At 63.8% G+C, this 16646-nt stretch carries 12 protein-coding genes; 6 read left to right on the forward strand and 6 right to left on the reverse strand.

Annotation, left to right across the window (positions count from 1 at the left end):
- Positions 1-29 precede the first annotated feature (29 nt).
- Positions 30-1640, reverse strand: coding sequence for a flavin-containing monooxygenase (locus ABIE49_RS32535; protein ID WP_354067107.1), 1611 nt, complete (start codon positions 1638-1640; stop codon positions 30-32).
- A 196-nt stretch (positions 1641-1836) separates the two neighbouring features.
- Here ABIE49_RS32535 and ABIE49_RS32540 point away from each other — a divergent pair, with 196 nt between their 5' ends.
- From ABIE49_RS32540 to ABIE49_RS32555, 4 genes are all read left to right on the forward strand, one after another.
- On the forward strand, positions 1837-3060 hold the full coding sequence (locus tag ABIE49_RS32540) for a cytochrome P450 (protein ID WP_192734891.1): 1224 nt from the start codon (positions 1837-1839) through the stop codon (positions 3058-3060).
- Positions 3061-3169: 109 nt separating this feature from the next.
- Complete coding sequence (locus ABIE49_RS32545; RefSeq protein WP_192734890.1) at positions 3170-4774, forward strand: GMC family oxidoreductase; 1605 nt, start codon at positions 3170-3172, stop codon at positions 4772-4774.
- A gap of 7 nt (positions 4775-4781) precedes the next feature.
- Positions 4782-5231 carry a gluconate 2-dehydrogenase subunit 3 family protein gene (locus tag ABIE49_RS32550; RefSeq protein WP_192734889.1) on the forward strand — a complete coding sequence of 150 codons (450 nt, stop codon included), beginning with the start codon at positions 4782-4784 and terminating at the stop codon, positions 5229-5231.
- A gap of 85 nt (positions 5232-5316) precedes the next feature.
- Positions 5317-6342: a S1C family serine protease gene (locus tag ABIE49_RS32555; protein ID WP_192734888.1), complete on the forward strand. Its 1026-nt coding sequence runs from the start codon at positions 5317-5319 to the stop codon at positions 6340-6342.
- A gap of 115 nt (positions 6343-6457) precedes the next feature.
- On the opposite strand, the gene ABIE49_RS32560 is transcribed toward ABIE49_RS32555, so the two are convergent.
- From ABIE49_RS32560 to ABIE49_RS32580, 5 genes are all read right to left on the reverse strand, one after another.
- On the reverse strand, positions 6458-7240 hold the full coding sequence (locus tag ABIE49_RS32560) for an alpha/beta fold hydrolase (RefSeq protein WP_192734887.1): 783 nt from the start codon (positions 7238-7240) through the stop codon (positions 6458-6460).
- A 3-nt stretch (positions 7241-7243) separates the two neighbouring features.
- Entirely contained in the window at positions 7244-8539 is a 1296-nt protein-coding gene (locus ABIE49_RS32565; protein WP_192734886.1) for an O-acetylhomoserine aminocarboxypropyltransferase, read from the reverse strand.
- Positions 8540-8587: 48 nt separating this feature from the next.
- Complete coding sequence (pncB, locus tag ABIE49_RS32570) at positions 8588-9892, reverse strand: nicotinate phosphoribosyltransferase (RefSeq protein WP_192734885.1); 1305 nt, start codon at positions 9890-9892, stop codon at positions 8588-8590.
- Between the two features lie 62 nt (positions 9893-9954).
- Positions 9955-13503, reverse strand: a complete 3549-nt coding sequence (locus ABIE49_RS32575) for a molybdopterin cofactor-binding domain-containing protein (RefSeq protein WP_192734884.1) — start codon at positions 13501-13503, stop codon at positions 9955-9957.
- Entirely contained in the window at positions 13503-13985 is a 483-nt protein-coding gene (locus ABIE49_RS32580) for a (2Fe-2S)-binding protein (RefSeq protein WP_192734883.1), read from the reverse strand. Before ABIE49_RS32580 ends, ABIE49_RS32575 begins: the two co-directional genes overlap by 1 nt.
- A 262-nt stretch (positions 13986-14247) precedes the next feature.
- Between ABIE49_RS32580 and ABIE49_RS32585 the strand changes: the two genes are divergently transcribed.
- The gene (locus ABIE49_RS32585) at positions 14248-15732 is read left to right on the forward strand and encodes a 6-hydroxynicotinate reductase (RefSeq protein WP_502915945.1); all 1485 of its coding nucleotides are present in this window, start codon (positions 14248-14250) and stop codon (positions 15730-15732) included.
- Complete coding sequence (locus tag ABIE49_RS32590) at positions 15729-16637, forward strand: UPF0280 family protein (RefSeq protein WP_192734882.1); 909 nt, start codon at positions 15729-15731, stop codon at positions 16635-16637. Before ABIE49_RS32585 ends, ABIE49_RS32590 begins: the two co-directional genes overlap by 4 nt.
- Positions 16638-16646: the final 9 nt, after the last annotated feature.

Consider the following 16646-nt stretch of genomic DNA (forward strand, 5'->3'; position numbering starts at 1 on the left):
CCCGGCCTTCGCCGGGACGACATTGAAATCTACCCCAGCCGCAGTTCATCATATTCCTTCGCTGCCACCTCATCGCATCGTGCGCGATAGGCCGGGGCGCTGCCGCTGTAGCGGGCGATGATGCGGGTTTGCTTGCCTTCGACATTGGAGTTGATGCCGGTCATCCAGGAATCGATCTCGTTGGACAACAGCCCGACGCCGAGCGCCTTGACGTGATCGGTCCATGACTGCACGCCGGCGGTGGTCGCTTCCAGTCGTGTCAGATTGTTGTCGTACGCAAAGCGTACCAGCCCGGTCACCCAATCGACGCTGTATTCGATGCTGCGCGGAATGTTGCCGAGCGCGGTGTGCGGCCCCATCAGCATCATCATGTTGGGGAATTCGTGGACCATGATGCCCAGGTAAGTCTGCGGCCCGTGCTTCCATTTTTCCTTCAGCCGCGCGTCATTGACGCCGCGGAAGTCGATCTTGTCGAAGCTGCCGGTGAGCGCGTCGAAGCCGGTCGCATAGATGATGATGTCGAACTCGAATTCCTTCGCGCTGGTCTTGATGCCCGCTGGCGTGATCCGCTCGATCGGTGTCTCCTTGATGTCGACCAGTTCGACATTGTCCTGATTGTAGACCTCGAAATAAAACGTCTCCAGCGGCAGCCGCCGCGTGCCGAACCCATGGTTCTTCGGAATCAGCTTCTCGGCGACATCAGGGTTTTTCACCCGCTGGCGGATTTTCCGCGCCACGAAATCGCTTATCGTCGCGTTGGCCTTGCGGTCGATCAGGATGTCCTTGAAATTGCCTTGCCAGATGCCAAAACCGCGCTCGCCATAGAGCCGCTCGTAGGTGGCTTCGCGCTCCTCGTCGGATACCTCGAACGCGCCGCGCGTATCAGGCGTGTGGACGAAGCAGGCAAACGTCTCCTGGCAACGGGCAAATATCTCGGGATAGCCGGCCTTGATCTTCTTCTGCGTCTCGGCGTCGATCTTGCCGTTGTGCAGCGGCGCGGCCCAATTCGCCGTTCGCTGGAACACCGTCAGATGTCCGACCTGGCTGGCGATGGTCTGGATGGTCTGGATGCCGGTGGCGCCGGTGCCGATGACCGCGACGCGCTTGCCGGTGAAATCCACCGGCTCCTTGGGCCAGCGGGCGGTGTGGAACGATGCACCCTTGAAATCGCCAAGTCCTTCGATTCGCGGCAGCGTAGGCGTCGAGAGCGGCCCGATCGCCGTAATCAGGAAGCGGGAGTTGAACCGGCTGCCGTCTTCCAGCGCAATCGTCCAGCTCCGGCTTTCCTCCTCGTAATGGGCGGCCTTGACGCGGCTTTCGAACTGGATGTCCCGGCGCAGATCGAACTTGTCGGCGACATAGTTGCAGTAGCGCAATGTTTCCGGCTGGCCTGCAAAATGCTCGGACCAGTCCCACTCCTGCAGCAACTCCTTGGAGAAGGAATAGCCATAGGAATAACTCTCGGAATCGAAGCGTGCGCCGGGATAACGGTTCCAGTACCAGGTACCGCCGACATCGGTGCCCGCCTCGAATACGCGCACGCGCAAGCCCAGTTCGCGCAGCCGGTAGAGTTGGTACATGCCGGAAAGGCCGGCGCCGATGATGATGACGTCAAGATCCGGAATCGGCGTTGCTCCCAAGTCTGTTCTCAATGCTTGTCCTTGGACCCAAAACTATCCGTTCTTGCGCCGGTGGACAAACCCCGCCTGGACGCGTGGCAGGGTTGCAGGTTTGCCGCCGGACGGCCTCTCGTGCCTTTACTCATGGCCATGTCTGCCCCTATCGTCGAAGGCAGGAGCGCCCGGCAAGCGGCGACGGAAACGGGGGAGGGAAACGATGGCCCAGGCGCTGCGCAAGCTGGCCTCGATCGACGTCAGCGATCCCCATTTGTATCAGGACGACAATTGGCGGCCGCTGTTCGCCCAGCTGCGCCGCGACGATCCCGTGCATTATTGCGAGGCCTCACCGTTCGGGCCGTATTGGTCGGTAACGCGCTACGACGACATTTTTACCGTCGAACTCGACCACGACAACTATTCGTCGAGCTCGGAACTCGGCGGTATCCAGATCACAGATCAGCCACTCGGGCAGGAGTTTGCCAACTTTATCCGGATGGACCCGCCGGGCCATACCGCGCATCGCCGCACCGTTGCTCCCATCGTGGCGCCGTCCAACCTCGCCAACCTCGAGGCGCTGATCCGCAAGCGCACCTCGGACGTGCTCGATGCGCTGCCGCGCAACGAGACGTTTGACTGGGTGGCGCGGGTCTCGACCGATCTTACCAACATGATGCTCGCGACGCTGTTCGATTTTCCCTGGGAGGACCGCGAGAGGCTGACCTGGTGGTCCGATGTCGCGATCGCCAATGTCGAAGCATCAGACGCCGTCGTGCATTCGGCGGAAGAACGCATCGCCGAACTCACCAAAATGGGGGAATATTTTCGCAGATTATGGGATGCCCGCGCGAACGCGGCGCCAACCTTCGATCTGATCTCGATGCTGGCGCACTCGCCAGCGACCCAGAATCTGCAGGCACGCGAATTCATCGGGACGATTGCGCTTCTGATCGTCGGCGGCAACGACACCACGCGCAATTCAATGACCGGCGGGCTGATGGCGCTGGTCGAAAACCCCGAGCAGTTCGAGCTGGTGCGCAGCCGGCGCGAGTTGATTCCCAACCTCGTTTCCGAATCCATCCGCTACCACACACCGGTACTGCATATGCGCCGCACCGCGCGCAATGATGTGGAATTGGCCGGCCGCCGAATTGCAAAAGGCGACAAGGTCGTGATGTGGTATATCTCCGGCAATCGCGACGAGGAAAAGATCGATCGCGCCGACCAATTCATTGTCGATCGCGCCAAACCCCGGCAGCATCTCGCCTTCGGCGCCGGCATCCATCGCTGCGTCGGCGACCGGCTTGCCGAACAGCAAATCCGCATTCTTTGGGAGGAAGTGTTGGCAAGGGACCTTCGTTTTGAGATGGTCGGTCCGCCGCAGCGGCTCTATTCGAATTTCATCCGCGGCATACGTTCGCTGCCGGTAAGGATTGTGAATTGAACCATCAGCGTCATTGCGAGCGCAGCGAAGCAATCCATCGCGCCGCGCAAAGAAAGTATGGATTGCTTCGTCGCTACGCTCCTCGCAATCACGACAACAAGGACCAAGAATGACGAAGAACGATCCCGTTGACGTCCTGATCATTGGCGCCGGTGCTTCCGGCGCAGCCGTCGCCTGGAGCCTGGCCGATACCAAGATGCACATTCTCTGCCTCGACCAGGGCGGCTGGATGAATTCCTCGGACTATCCGAGCACCGGGCGCGACTGGGAGGCAAAATTCTACGGCGACTGGTCGACCAGCCCGAACGTCCGTGGCCGGCCCGAGGACTACCCGATCAACGACGACAACTCACCAATCAAGGTGGTGAATTTCAACGGCGTCGGCGGCTCGACGGTCATGTACACCGCGCATTGGCCGCGGCTGCATCCGTCCGATTTCAAGGTGAAGACGCTCGACGGCGTCGCCGATGACTGGCCGATCGATTACGACGCGCTCACCCCGTTCTTCGAAGAGAACGACCGCATGATGGGCGTCTCGGGCCTATCCGGCGATCCGCGTTCGCCGCTGACGCACCCGCCGATGCCGCCGCAGCCGCTCGGGCTCTCCGGCCCGCTGATCGGCAAGGCCATGAACAAGCTCGGCTGGCACTGGTGGCCATCGGACACCACGGTCGCGACGATGGACTATGAGGGCAGGGCGCGCTGCATCAATCTCGGCCATTGCACGCCGGCCTGCGCACAAGGCGCCAAGGCGTCGACCGACATCACCTATTGGCCGCACGCGCTCCGCGCCGGCGTCGAACTCAAAACCCATTGCCGGGTGCGCGAGATCCTGACCAACGAGCACGGCATGGCGTCGGGCGTCGTCTACTACGATAAGGATGGCGTCGAGCAGTTCCAGCCCGCCGAGGTCGTGATCATCGCCTGCAACGGCGTCGGCACGCCGCGGCTGCTACTGAATTCGGTCTCGGGCCGTTTCCCGAACGGGCTTGCGAATTCTTCCGGCCTGGTCGGCAAGAACCTGATGTTCCATCCCTATGCGCAGATCTACGGCTTCGTGAAGGAGCCGACCGACTCTAACCGCGCGCCGCCGACCTGCCTCTGGAGCAAGGAGTTTTACGACACCGATCTGTCGCGCGGCTTCGTCCGCGGCTACGGAATCCAGTTCGGCCGCGGCGCAGGGCCGGTGTTCGAGGCCGTCGCGAGCGAGCAGAAGGGCATCTTGCCGTGGGGCGCGGATCATCACCGCGTCTTCCGCAAGCTCAACGGCCATCGGCTCGGAGTCTCAGCGATTTGCGAGGATCTGCCCGAGGAACACAACCGCGTCACGCTCGATCCCGTGCTGAAGGATAGTCATGGCATTCCCGCACCGAAGATCGACTACACGATCAGCGAAAACAGCCGGAAGATGATGGCGCACGGACTGGCGCGGGGTAAGGAGATTCTCGAAGCCGCGGGTGCTACCGACCTTTGCATCAACGACCCGATCCCGTGGGGCGGCTGGCATCTGCTCGGCACCGCACGGATGGGTACCGATCCGGCGCGCTCGGTGGTCAACGAATGGGGCCGGTCGCATGATGTGAAGAATCTCTTCATCGTCGACGGCAGTGTGTTTGTGACGTCAGGCGGCGTGAACCCGACCTCGACCATCCAGGCGATCGCGCTCTACGTCGCCGACCAGATGAAACAACGTCTTGCCAATCTCTTCGACTGAGGCCGCCATGTCCGTATCAAATGAACTGACCTCAGCCCAGCGCGACGATCTCCGCATCGTCGCAGCGATGATCGTCCCCGCTAGCGACGAGTACAAGGTGCCCGGCGCGGACGACCCCGCTGTCCAGGCCGACATGCTGGCGACGCTCGGGCGCGACACCGCGCTGGTGGCGCAAGCGCTCGACCATCTCGCGCGGCTTGCCGGCAAGCCGCTCGCCGAGCTCGATCCGGCGCGGCGCGATGCGGTGGCGCAGGAGTTCCGCGCATCGGGTGGCGCTGCGGCCGCAACCCTCGTCCGCGTCGTGCTGCAATGCTACTACCGCGACGATCGCGTGCTGCGATCGCTCGGGCTGGAGCTCCGCGCGCCGTTCCCGCAAGGTTACACGCTGGAGCAGGGCGACTGGTCGCTGCTCGATCCGGTCAAGAGCAGCCCCCCGAGCTTGCGGCGAGCTACCTAAACGGCGGGGCAGGTTTGCGCCCTGGTTGAGGCTCTTGCGGCGACGTATGCCCGTAACCATCTGAGTTGGCCTAAGGATTTTGGCCATGTTGGATTTTACCACAGATAGCGCCGATGACGGATCGTCATCGCGCGCGACCGAACACGCCTCCGCCAACGACCAGGCGCTGCTGGACGCCTATTCCAACGCCGTGATCGGCGTGACCGAACGCGTCGGCCCTGCCGTCGTGCGCGTTGAAACCGGCCCGAAAGTCCGCACCGCGCGCGAGCGCGGTGGCCTCGGCTCGGGCATCGTCATCTCGCCGGATGGTCTGGTGCTGACCAACAGCCATGTTGTCGGATCGTCGAAAGAGATCCGGTTGCGGGATACCGAAGGTTTCGTCACCGACGCGCATGTGCTCGGGCTCGATCCCGACACCGATCTTGCCTTGCTGCGGGCCGACGGCGCACGTGACCTGCCGTATGCATCGCTCGGCAACTCAAAAAGCCTGCGCCGCGGCCAGCTCGTGGTCGCGATCGGCAACCCCTTAGGGTTTGAATCGACGGTGACCGCGGGTGTGGTGTCGGCGCTGGGACGTTCGATCCGCTCGGTGAGCGGGCGGACCATCGAGGACGTGATCCAGACCGACGCCGCGCTCAATCCCGGCAATTCCGGCGGGCCGCTGGTGTCGTCGGCGGCGGAAGTGATCGGGATCAACACCGCGATCATTCAGGGCGCGCAGGGCATCTGCTTTGCGGTCGCCAGCAACACCGCGCAGTTCGTGCTGTCGGAGATCATCCGCCACGGCTATGTCCGCCGCGCCTATATCGGCGTGTCCGGCCAGACCGCCCCGATCCCGCGGCGGCATGCGGTGGTGGCCGGCGTCGACAACACAATGGGCGCGCTATTGGCGCAGATCGAGGCTGATAGCCCGGCGGCCCAGGCCGGCCTGTTGCCGGGTGATGTCGTGATCAAACTGGATGGCGTCGAGATCAACGGCGTCGACGACCTGATCCGTGCGCTCGACCGCGACCGCATCGATCGCAAGCTGGAAATGGACGTGCTGCGTACGGGAAGGTTGCGCGCGGTGGATATTCACCCGATAGAGCGCAAGCGTGCGGCGCGGCAGTGAAGGTACTGCCCCTCATGGTGAGGAGGCGCGTAGCGCCGTCTCGAACCATGCGGCCAAGGACGGGCCTGCATCCTTCGAGACGCGCTTCGCGCTCCTCAGGATGAGGAGAGAGAATTTACCCCCTCAACGCCGCCAGCAATTCATCCGGCGCTTCGGCCATCATCATGTGGCCGGCGCCGGGCAGCACCACGACGCGGGCGTTCGGGGTTGCCGCCGCCAGCGTCTTGCCGGCTTTTGCGGGCGTCATCATGTCGCGCTCGCCGAGAATGAACGTCGCTGGCACCTTGACCGCCGCTGCTGCCGCGAGCGCGCCCTCGTAAGAATTACAGGCGTTGAGATCGTTGTAGAGCACGCCCGGGCGGGTCTGCTGCAGCACGCGCTGCGCGCCCTGATGCATCCATAATCCCGGCGCGAGACTGCCGCCGAGTTCGGCCTTGAAACCAAGGCCCCAGATCGAGACCATGTCGATCGCATCGGGATTGTTGAACTCTGCGGCCTTGAGCAGGTCGGGGCCGACCGTCATCGTGGCCGCGGTGCCGATGAGGCTCAGGCCAGAAACCTTGTCTGGATGTCGCGCCGAGGTTTCCAGCGCGATCAGCGATCCCATGGAATGCCCGACCAGTTTTGCCTTCGGCGCACCTGCTGCATCGAGCAGCGCCGCGGTCCAGTCGGCCATGCCCGCGATGGTCGGCAAGGCATTGCCGGACGAGCGGCCATGGCCCGGCAGATCCGGCGCCAGCACGGCATAGCCATGATGGGCGAACCAGCGGCTGTGCAGCGCCCAGGTCGAATGATCAAAACCCGCGCCGTGCAGCATCACCACCGCGGGCAGGGACGGATCGAACGGACGCCCGCCGGTGGCAACGAAAATATCGGACCCTTTGACTGACAGTTGCATGGCTCACACCTTCTGCGATGCGCGGAGCGCCTGGCCGAGATCGTCGATGATGTCAGCCACGGCTTCAATGCCGACCGATAGCCGCACCAGTTCCTCGCCGACGCCGGCGGCCTTGAGTTGCGCTGCGTCCATCTGCTGATGGGTGGTGCTGGCCGGATGGATCACCAATGTCTTGGCGTCACCGACATTGGCGAGGTGGCTGACCATGCGCAGCGTCTCGATGAATTTCTTGCCCGCGGGCCTTCCGCCCTTGATGCCGAAACTGACGATCGAGCCGGCGCCCTTCGGCAGCAGCCGCAATGCGAGCTGATGGTCCGGATGATCTTCCAGCGCAGGATGCAGCACCCACTCGACCGCCTTGTTGGATTTCAGGAATTCCAGCACCGCGAGCGTATTGGTCATGTGGCGTTCCATGCGGACGCCCAGCGTCTCGACGCCCTGCAGCAGCTGGAATGCGTTGGTCGGCGACAGGCAGGCGCCGAAATCGCGCAGGCCCTCGGTGCGGGCGCGCATGATGAAGGCGGCCTGGCCGAACTGCTCGTCGAAGACGATGCCGTGATAGCCGGCATAAGGTTCGGTCAGGACCGGGAACTTGCCGGAATCGTGCCAATCAAAATGGCCGCCATCAACGATGACGCCGCCGATCGCGATGCCGTGGCCGCCGATCCATTTGGTCGCCGAGTTCATCACGATGTCGGCGCCAAGCTCGATCGGCCGACTCAGGAATGGCGTGGCAAAGGTGTTGTCAATCAGTAGCGGGATCTTGGCGTCATGCGCGATCTGCGCGACATCAGGGATATCCAGCACTTCGAGGCCGGGATTGCCGATGGTCTCGCCGATAACGAGCTTCGTGTTCGGCCTGATCGCATCGCGGAACGCGTCGAGTTCGCGCGGTTTGACGAACGTCGTCGTGATGCCGAAGCGCGGCAGCGTGTGCGCCAGCAAATTGATGGTGCCGCCATAGAGCGAGGAGGAGGCGACGATATGGTCGCCGGCATTGAGCAGGGTGGCGATCGCCAGATGCAGCGCCGCCATGCCGCTCGCGGTGCAGATCGCGCCGACGCCGGCTTCCAGCGCCGCAAGCCGCTCTTCGAGCACCGCGGTCGTCGGATTGGAAATCCGCGTGTAGATATGCCCGGCGCGTTCGAGGTTGAACAGCGCGGCGGCGTGGTCGGAATCCTGGAACACGTAGGACGTGGTCTGGTAGATCGGCACCGCGCGGGCGCCGGTGACGGGGTCCGGGCGCTGGCCGGCATGCAGGCTTAGGGTTTCGAAGGCAGGCGGCTTGGGTGCGGGCATGCGGGCCTCGTCAAATCGTTTGGTGGCCAGGGATTGCGTGTTGCCGGTTCAGACGTGCACGGCGGCGCGGACGCGGCCGGCATTTCCGAACACGCGTATGTATCGCTCGACTTCGGACGGCGAGCCTGTCGCCTTTTCCGGATTGTCCGACAGTTTGACAGCGGGCCGTCCATCGACCGACGTCACCTTGCAGACGATCGAGATCGGATCGAGATCGGCCGATCCATCCGGCGCGCAGCCGACGAAATCATTGGTGAGGTTGGTGCCCCAGCCGAAGCTGACGCGGACCCGCCCGGTAAAATGCCGATAGGTCTCTTCGATCGAGCCGACGTCCATGCCGTCGGAGAACACCAACAGCTTCTCCCGGGGATCACGGCCCTTCTGCTTCCACCACTTGATGATGTCTTCGCCGGCCGCGATCGGCGGCGCGCTGTCGGGGCGAAAGCCGGTCCAGTCGGCGACCCAGTCCGGCGCATCGCGCAGGAACGGCTTGGTGCCGAAGGCGTCGGGCAGGGCAATCAGCAAATTGCCGCCATAGGTATGGCGCCACTGATCGAGGATGCGATAGGGCGCCCAGCGCAGCTCGGTATCGTCATTGGCGAGCGCAGCCGCGACCATCGGCAATTCATGCGCATTGGTGCCGATCGCTTCGAGATCATTGTCCATTGCGAGCAGCACGTTGGAGGTGCCGGTGAAGGATGATCCAAGTCCTTCCTTGACCGCCTCGACGCACCAGCGTTGCCACAGAAAACCGTGGCGGCGGCGGGTGCCGAAGTCGGACAACCGCAAGCCTTCCAATTTGCGCAGCCGCTCGACCTTGGTCCAGAGTTTTGCCTTGGCGCGGGCATAGAGCACGTCGAGCGCGAACCGCCCCTGTCCCTTCAGTGCCTGGCGCGAGCGCAGTTCGTTCAGGATCGCGAGCGCCGGGATTTCCCACATCGTGGTGTGGGTCCACGGCCCGTGGAAATGCAGCTCATACTGGCCGTCCACCTTGCGCAGCTCGTATTCGGGCAGGCGGAAATTGGCGAGCCAGTTGATGAAGTCCGGGGAGAACATCTGGGTCTTGCCGTAGAACGTATTACCGGCGAGCCAGATCAGTTCTTTCTTGGTGAAGCGGATGGAGCGGGCGTGGTCGAGCTGGGCGCGCAACTCGCCCTCATCGATGATCTCGGCCAGCCGCACATGCTTGCTGCGGTTGATCACCGAAAACGTCACCTGCTGATCCGGGTAGAATTCCCGAATCATTTGCAGCATCAGCAGCTTGTAAAAGTCGGTATCCAGCAGGCTCCGCACGATCGGATCGAGCCGCCAGCCGTGGTTGTAGGTCCGGGATGCAATATCTGTGACTGCCATGCCGGAACTGTATCGTGGTCGCGACGGCCCAACCAGTGGGTTTTTGACGGCGGCATGGCAGCTCAGCGCGCCATTTCCTGCCGGATTCGCCCAATGGTTGCGTGGATATCGCCCCATCCCGGCCGATCCGGGGCAAATTGTCGCCGCAGGTAGACGGCCAGCTCCGCAACCTGGCCGTCGGTCAGGCTGTCCTTGAAGGCGGGCATATAGCCGAGGTCGCTGGTCACGGGGGCTTTGATGCCGTGCAGGATCACCTGGATCAGATTGTCGGGCACGGCGCTGTGCAAATTGCTGTTCAGCGCCAGCGACGGCCGGCTGCCGAATAACGGCGCGCCGCCGACCTCGTGGCAGACCGCGCAGGCGCCCTGATAGATCCGTGCGCCGACGCTGGAAGCCGCAACAAGCCTGGTACTGGTCGCGGCCTCGAGTTTGGCGGCGAGGGCATCCTGCGCGGGCTTATCGGTAGCGGTCTCGTTGAACGAGCCGAGGTAGACGGCCATGGCGCGGATGTCCTGATCGGGCAGTGCGGCGAGTTCCTTCACGACCGGCGCCATCGGTCCCGCGGCGACGCCGTGCAAGCGCGACTCGCCGGTCCGCAAATAGGCGTAGAGCTCATCCTCGCTCCAGGGGATCGGCGCTTGCGACAGCGATGTCAGGGCGGGTGCTTCCCAGCCTTCCGCGAAGCCGCCCGCGAGGTAAGCACTTTGCTTCTCTGCACCCAGTACGTTGCGCGGCGAATGGCAGGCGCTGCAATGGCCGAGGCCTTCGACCAGATAGGCGCCGCGATTCCATATGTCGGATTTGCTCGCATCCGCCTGGAACGATTTTGGCTGGTGGAATAGCGCATTCCATCCGGCCAGCAGCGGGCGGATGTTGAACGGGAACGCCAGCTTGTTTTCCGGATTTTCCGCGCGCACCGGCGATTGCGCCATTAGGTAAGCATAGAGCGCCTGCAGGTCGGCATCATTTGTCTTCGCGAAATGCGTATAGGGAAACGCGGGATAAAGATGCTTGCCATCGCGATGAATGCCTTCGCGCATCGACCGCTCGAAGGCTGGATAGGACCACGCGCCCATTCCGGTTTCGATATCGGGGGTGATGTTAGTGCTATAGATAATCCCGAACGGCGTCTCGAGCGGCCGGCCGCCGGCATTGAGCACGCCATTGATGCTGGTGTGGCAGACCGCGCAGTCGCCGAGCGCGGCGAGTTGCTGGCCGCGTGCGATGGTCGCCGCCGAATAGACTGACGCATCCGGCCGCGCGATTGGGGCAATCGCGCGCCACGGCAGCACGGCGGCGCCGATGCCGACCACTGCCGCGCATAATGCCGCCGCCGTCGCCAGCACGCCGCGCCGTCCGGCAAACGGGTTTTTCCATTTGCTCAGATCAGGTGCGGGCTGCGGCGCAGGCAGAGCCTCCGGCACCACTGTCGCTTCGCCATGCAATCCCCTCAAAATGCGTTCCGGCGTAAACGGCAATTCGCGAAACCGCACGCCGGTCGCATCATAGATCGCGTTGGCGATGGCGGCAGCGCTGGGGACCGAGGCGGACTCGCCGACGCCGAGCGGCGGCTGATCCTGCCGCGGCAGCATCAGCACGTCGATCTTGGGCACGTCAGGGAATTTGATGATGGGGTAGGCGCCCCATTCGCGCGCCGTCACCTGTGCACGGTCGAACGACACTTCCTCCATTAGCGCGCGGCTGGTCGACTGGATCACGTTGCCGTGGATCTGATGACGCACCCCTTCCGGGTTGATCATCAGCCCGGAATCCTGGCCCGCGACCACGCGGGTGACGCTGACATCGCCGGTCGCCTTGTTGACCGCGACGTCGGCGATCCATGCCGACCACGCCGCGCCATAGCCCGGGAATTTGCTGTGTACATAGAGCGCATAGGCAAAGCCACGGCCGCGCACGATGTCGCCCTCGGCTTCGCTCTCCTGTCGCACCGGCCGTGGTTTCCACCCCGCGCGCTCAGCCACCGCATTGACGAGATCGACGGCGCGCGCGTCCTTCAGGTAGCGCAGGCGATATTCGATCGGATCGACGCCGGCCTCGGTGGCGAGCTCGTCGATGTAGGATTCATGCGCGAAAGTGTTGGGCAGTGCGGAGACGCCGCGGAACCAGGAGGCACGCACGATCGGCGGCATGTCGTGCGCCACCACGCGCATGTGATCGTAATCGTAAGGCGGGATCGCGGTGCGATCGCCCATCTCGAACACCGCGGGCTCCGGTGCGATCCGCCCGGTGAGCAGCAGCGCGAGCGTCGGCGCGCCGTTCGAGGGATAGCGCGTCGCAAAATCGTAAGCCGCAACGCTGCCGTCGGCGTTCAGCCCGCCATTGACGTCCATCAATTGCCCGGTGCCCTTTGGCTCCCAGGCGTGTTCCTGCTCGCGCGTCAACTGCACGCGCACGGGACGGCCGACCGCGCGCGACAGCAGCAGCGCGTCGGCGGTGACGTCGTCGGCGCAGTTGCGGCCATAGCAGCCGGCGGCTTCCATCCTGACAACATTGATCTCGGCTTCCGGCCGTTCGATCAACAGCGCCAGATCGACGCGCAGGATGTGCGGGTTTTGCGTGCCGGACCAGACCCGGATCGCGCCGTCCTGATAGTCGGCGACCGCGCAGGAGGGTCCGATCGAGCCATGCATCTGATACGGCCAGACGTAAGTCCGCGCCATCGGCTTGGCGGCGGATGCGATGGCAGCATCGACATTACCCCTGTCGATCAGCGTCCGCGGCGTCGATGGATTGGCGCGTAGTGCCGTTTGGAGATTGCCGAGGTCAGGCAATGTCGGCACCGGCTTCCAGCTCACCTTGAGCTGCGCCGCCGCCTTGATCGCGTTCTCCTCGCGTTCGGCAACCACGCCAATGAAATCGCCGATCCTGACCACGGCCACCAGCCCCGGGATATCGCGCACCGAGGCTTCGTCGACCGCGATCAGGCTGGTGCCCACGAACGGGCCGGCGTCGATGCCGGCATAAGGCGGTCGCACGACGCGGCCGTGCAGCATGCCGCGCACGCGCATGTCGTGGACATAGACCAGTTCGCCGGTGGCTTTCGCCGGCAGGTCCACGCGCGGCACCGATTGCCCGACGATGGAATAGGCGCTGACGTTCTTCACCGTTACATCTTCGGTGAGTTCGAGCCGAATGATGTCCTCGGCGATCAATTCGCCGTAGCTGACGGTGCGGTTGTCCTTGCCGCGGATGAGTCCGTCTTCGATGCTGAGATCGTTGGCCGGCACCTCCAGCCGTTCCGCCGCACGCGCGATCAAAAATTGCCTCGCCTGCGCCGCGGCCTTGCGCAGCGGCACCGCCGTGATCTGGATGGTTTCGCTCGCGATCGTCGCGCCCTGGTTGGGTACAACAGAGGTATCGCCGAGCACGACCACGACGCGGGCAAAGGACACGTCGAGTTCCTCGGCGACGATCTGTCCAAGCGCGGTGCGGATTCCGGTGCCGAGATCGACATGACCGTTATAGGCGGTGACCGAACCATCAGCGGTGATCTTGATGAAGGTTTCGAACGCGCCCGACTCTGTCGGACGAACCACCGACAGCGATCCCTGTGCGCGTTCGCTGCTCGCTGGCGTCTCCGGCGTTGCCATCAGTCGTGGGCCTCGACGGCGTAGCCCGCGGCCCGCATCGCGGCGCGGATAATTTCGATATGCGCGCCGCAGCGGCACAGATTGTAGCGCAGCGCTTCCAGCACCTCCGCCTCGGAAGGACGCGCGTTGCGCGCGAGCAGCGCCTTGGTGCTGATGATCATGCCGTTAAGGCAATAGCCGCATTGCGCAGCCTGCTCGCGGATGAAGGCATCTTGAACCGGATCGGGGTGCTCACGCGAACCGAGGCCTTCGAGCGTCACAATGTCGCGCCCGGCGCAGCCTTCAATCGGGATCACGCAGGAACGCGCCGCCTCGCCGTCGATCAACACCGCGCAGGCGCCGCACTCGCCGAGTCCGCAGCCATATTTCGGTCCGTTCAAGGCGAGGTCGTTGCGCAACACATAGAGCAACGCGGTGTCGGGCGCGGCGTCGACATCGCAGCTTTTGCCGTTGACGGTCAGGCGCATCGTGCTCTGCGTCATGCTCTGCGCCTTGATCCCTGGGCCCCGGTTGCGCTGCAAAATGTGGTGCGGACGTCCTTCGAAGATACCGTTTGTATACAAACGTGCAAGCGGGGCGTTCCGTGACGCAATGCCTTGCCCGATTTATAAACACGACGCGAGGCAAATGAGTTTTTATGCGGCAATCGCGGTTTTTCGCTTGGGGCCCCGCTTGACAGGGTTTCCGTCCGCGCGCAACATCATTCGTATACGAACAAAATGATCGTCTCGCGGGAATGCGGGTATGATCGGCGCCTCCCAGCGAGCGGGCTTGTTCACGATGACGGATACGACGACTGCCGGTGGCGACAAGATCCGCTGCGATGCCTGTCCGGTGATGTGCTACATCAAGCCGGGCGCGGCGGGCGCGTGCGATCGCTACGCCAATCATGACGGCGTATTGGTGCGCGTCGATCCGCATATCGTGCTGGAGCGAACGGTGTCGCATGGCGGACGGCTGGTGCCGTTCCAGGCCGGCGGCGGCGATTGGGACGGCAAGCTCGTCCGTGAGCCCAATGTATTCGTGACCGCAATCGGCGCCGGTACGACGTATCCCGATTACAAGCCGGCGCCCTTCATCGTGTCGTCGGAGATCGACGGCGTCGACATGGTCACCGTCGTGACCGAAGGTATTTTCAGCTATTGCGGCGTCAAGGTGAAGATCGACACCGATCGCCATCTCGGGCCCGAGACCGCGACCGTCCGCGCGCAGGGCGAGGCGATCGGCCATGTCACAACAGGCGAATATGGCTCGCAGATGCTCTCGCTCGGCGGCGTGCATCACCTGACCGGCGGTTCCAAGAAAGAGGGACGCGTCACCTGCGACGCGCTGATGGACCTGTCCAATTGCAAGCCGGTCGAACTGACAATCGATGGCGGCGCCACCGTGGTGGTGCAGGCCGGGTATCCGCCTGTCGTCAACGGTGTCGCGGAAGAGCGGATGCGGGTCGGCTGCGGCTCGGCCACGATCGGCATGTTCGCCAAGCAGTGGCACGGCAAGGTCGATGAGGTCGTTGTCGTGGACGACCACATTACCGGCGTTCTCTCGGAGCATCAGGCCGGCAAGCTGCTCGATATTCCCGATACCGGGATCAAGATGAAGGGGCGGCGCTCGACGCCGGGCCGTTACTTTCAGGTCGCCGAGCCCGGTACCGGCTGGGGCGGCACCAAGATTTCCGATCCCTTGTCGGTGCTGGGTCCGTTCAATCCAAAGGAGGCACGGCCGGGCCTGACCATGCTGATGGTGTCGACCACCGGCGAGCATGCCGCCTATTACGTGCTCGACGAGGCGCTCAGGCCGATTGAGACGCAAATGCCGCTCGACCTGAAACTCTCGGTCGAGCGTATCCAGGAAAATTGTGAACCGGCGCTATGCACGGTGTTGTTCATGGGCGGCGCAGGCGGCTCGCTGCGCGCGGGTGTCACCGACAATCCGGTGCGGCTGACGCGGTCGGTCAAGGACGCGCTGACGCGGGTCACCAGCGGCGGCGCGCCGGTCTATGTCTGGCCGGGTGGCGGTATCACCTTCATGGTCGATGTCACGCAGATGCCGGCGGGGGCCTTCGGCTATGTGCCGACGCCTGCCTTGGTGGCGCCGATCGAGTTCACGCTGCGGCTGTCGGACTATGCGGCGCTGGGCGGCCACATGGATTACGTTCGTCCGTTGGCCTCCCTCAAGGACAACACCGAGATCCGCCCGATGCCCTACATCCCGGGACGGCACGCATGAAACGCCTCCCGCAAATAGCGCTTCTTCCTGACGGCAAGCGGTTGCATTTGCAGGACGGTCCAATCGATCTGATCATCGAGGCCAGCGGCAATTTGGCGGAAGTCCGCGCCGCCTATGACGCCGCAGTGCGGCGCTTCACCGGTCTGCTCGATGAACTCTGCGAGGAATTGACGACGCTGCGTCGGGCGTCTGATCCTGTGCAGTGCGCACTGAAAGGCATCGTCGCGCGCCGCATGCATGCGGCGGTGGCGCCGTTTGCGTCAGGTCATTTCATCACGCCGATGGCGGCGGTAGCGGGCTCGGTTGCGGAAGAGATTCTCGGCGCGATGCTAGGCGCGGCGCGTCTCGATCGCGCCTATGTCAATAATGGCGGTGACATCGCGCTGCATCTGACCGGCGGCGAACAATTCACCGTCGGACTGATGGACCGGCCGGACCGGCATGGCCTGATGCGCACAATGATCGTCGATGCTGACGACCCGATCCGGGGCGTCGCGACCAGCGGCCGCCATGGCCGCAGCTTCTCGCTCGGCATCGCCGACGCCGTCACCGTGCTGGCACGAACGGCCTCAATGGCCGATGCCGCCGCCACCATCATCGCCAATGCCGTGGATCTGCCCGGCCACCCCGCGATTGTCCGCTGTCCGGCCAATGAACTGCAGCCCGACAGCGATCTCGGCGCGCGCCGCGTCACCCGCGACGTCGGGCCGTTGACCGAAGCCGAGGTCGAAGCCGCGCTGGAGGCGGGGGCGCTCTGTGCGCAACAATTGTTCGCAGCCGGATTGATCGAAGGCGCGGCGTTACGCCTGCTTGGCGAAACGCTCGTGGTCGGAACTACTGGCGGCGCGGCGCCAGCGTTGCATGCCCATCACGGAAGCGCGATAGAAAGTGCAGTTCATGCTTGAGCGGGAAAA

The sequence above is a fragment of the Bradyrhizobium sp. OAE829 genome (assembly GCF_040546575.1).
GTDB lineage: Bacteria > Pseudomonadota > Alphaproteobacteria > Rhizobiales > Xanthobacteraceae > Bradyrhizobium.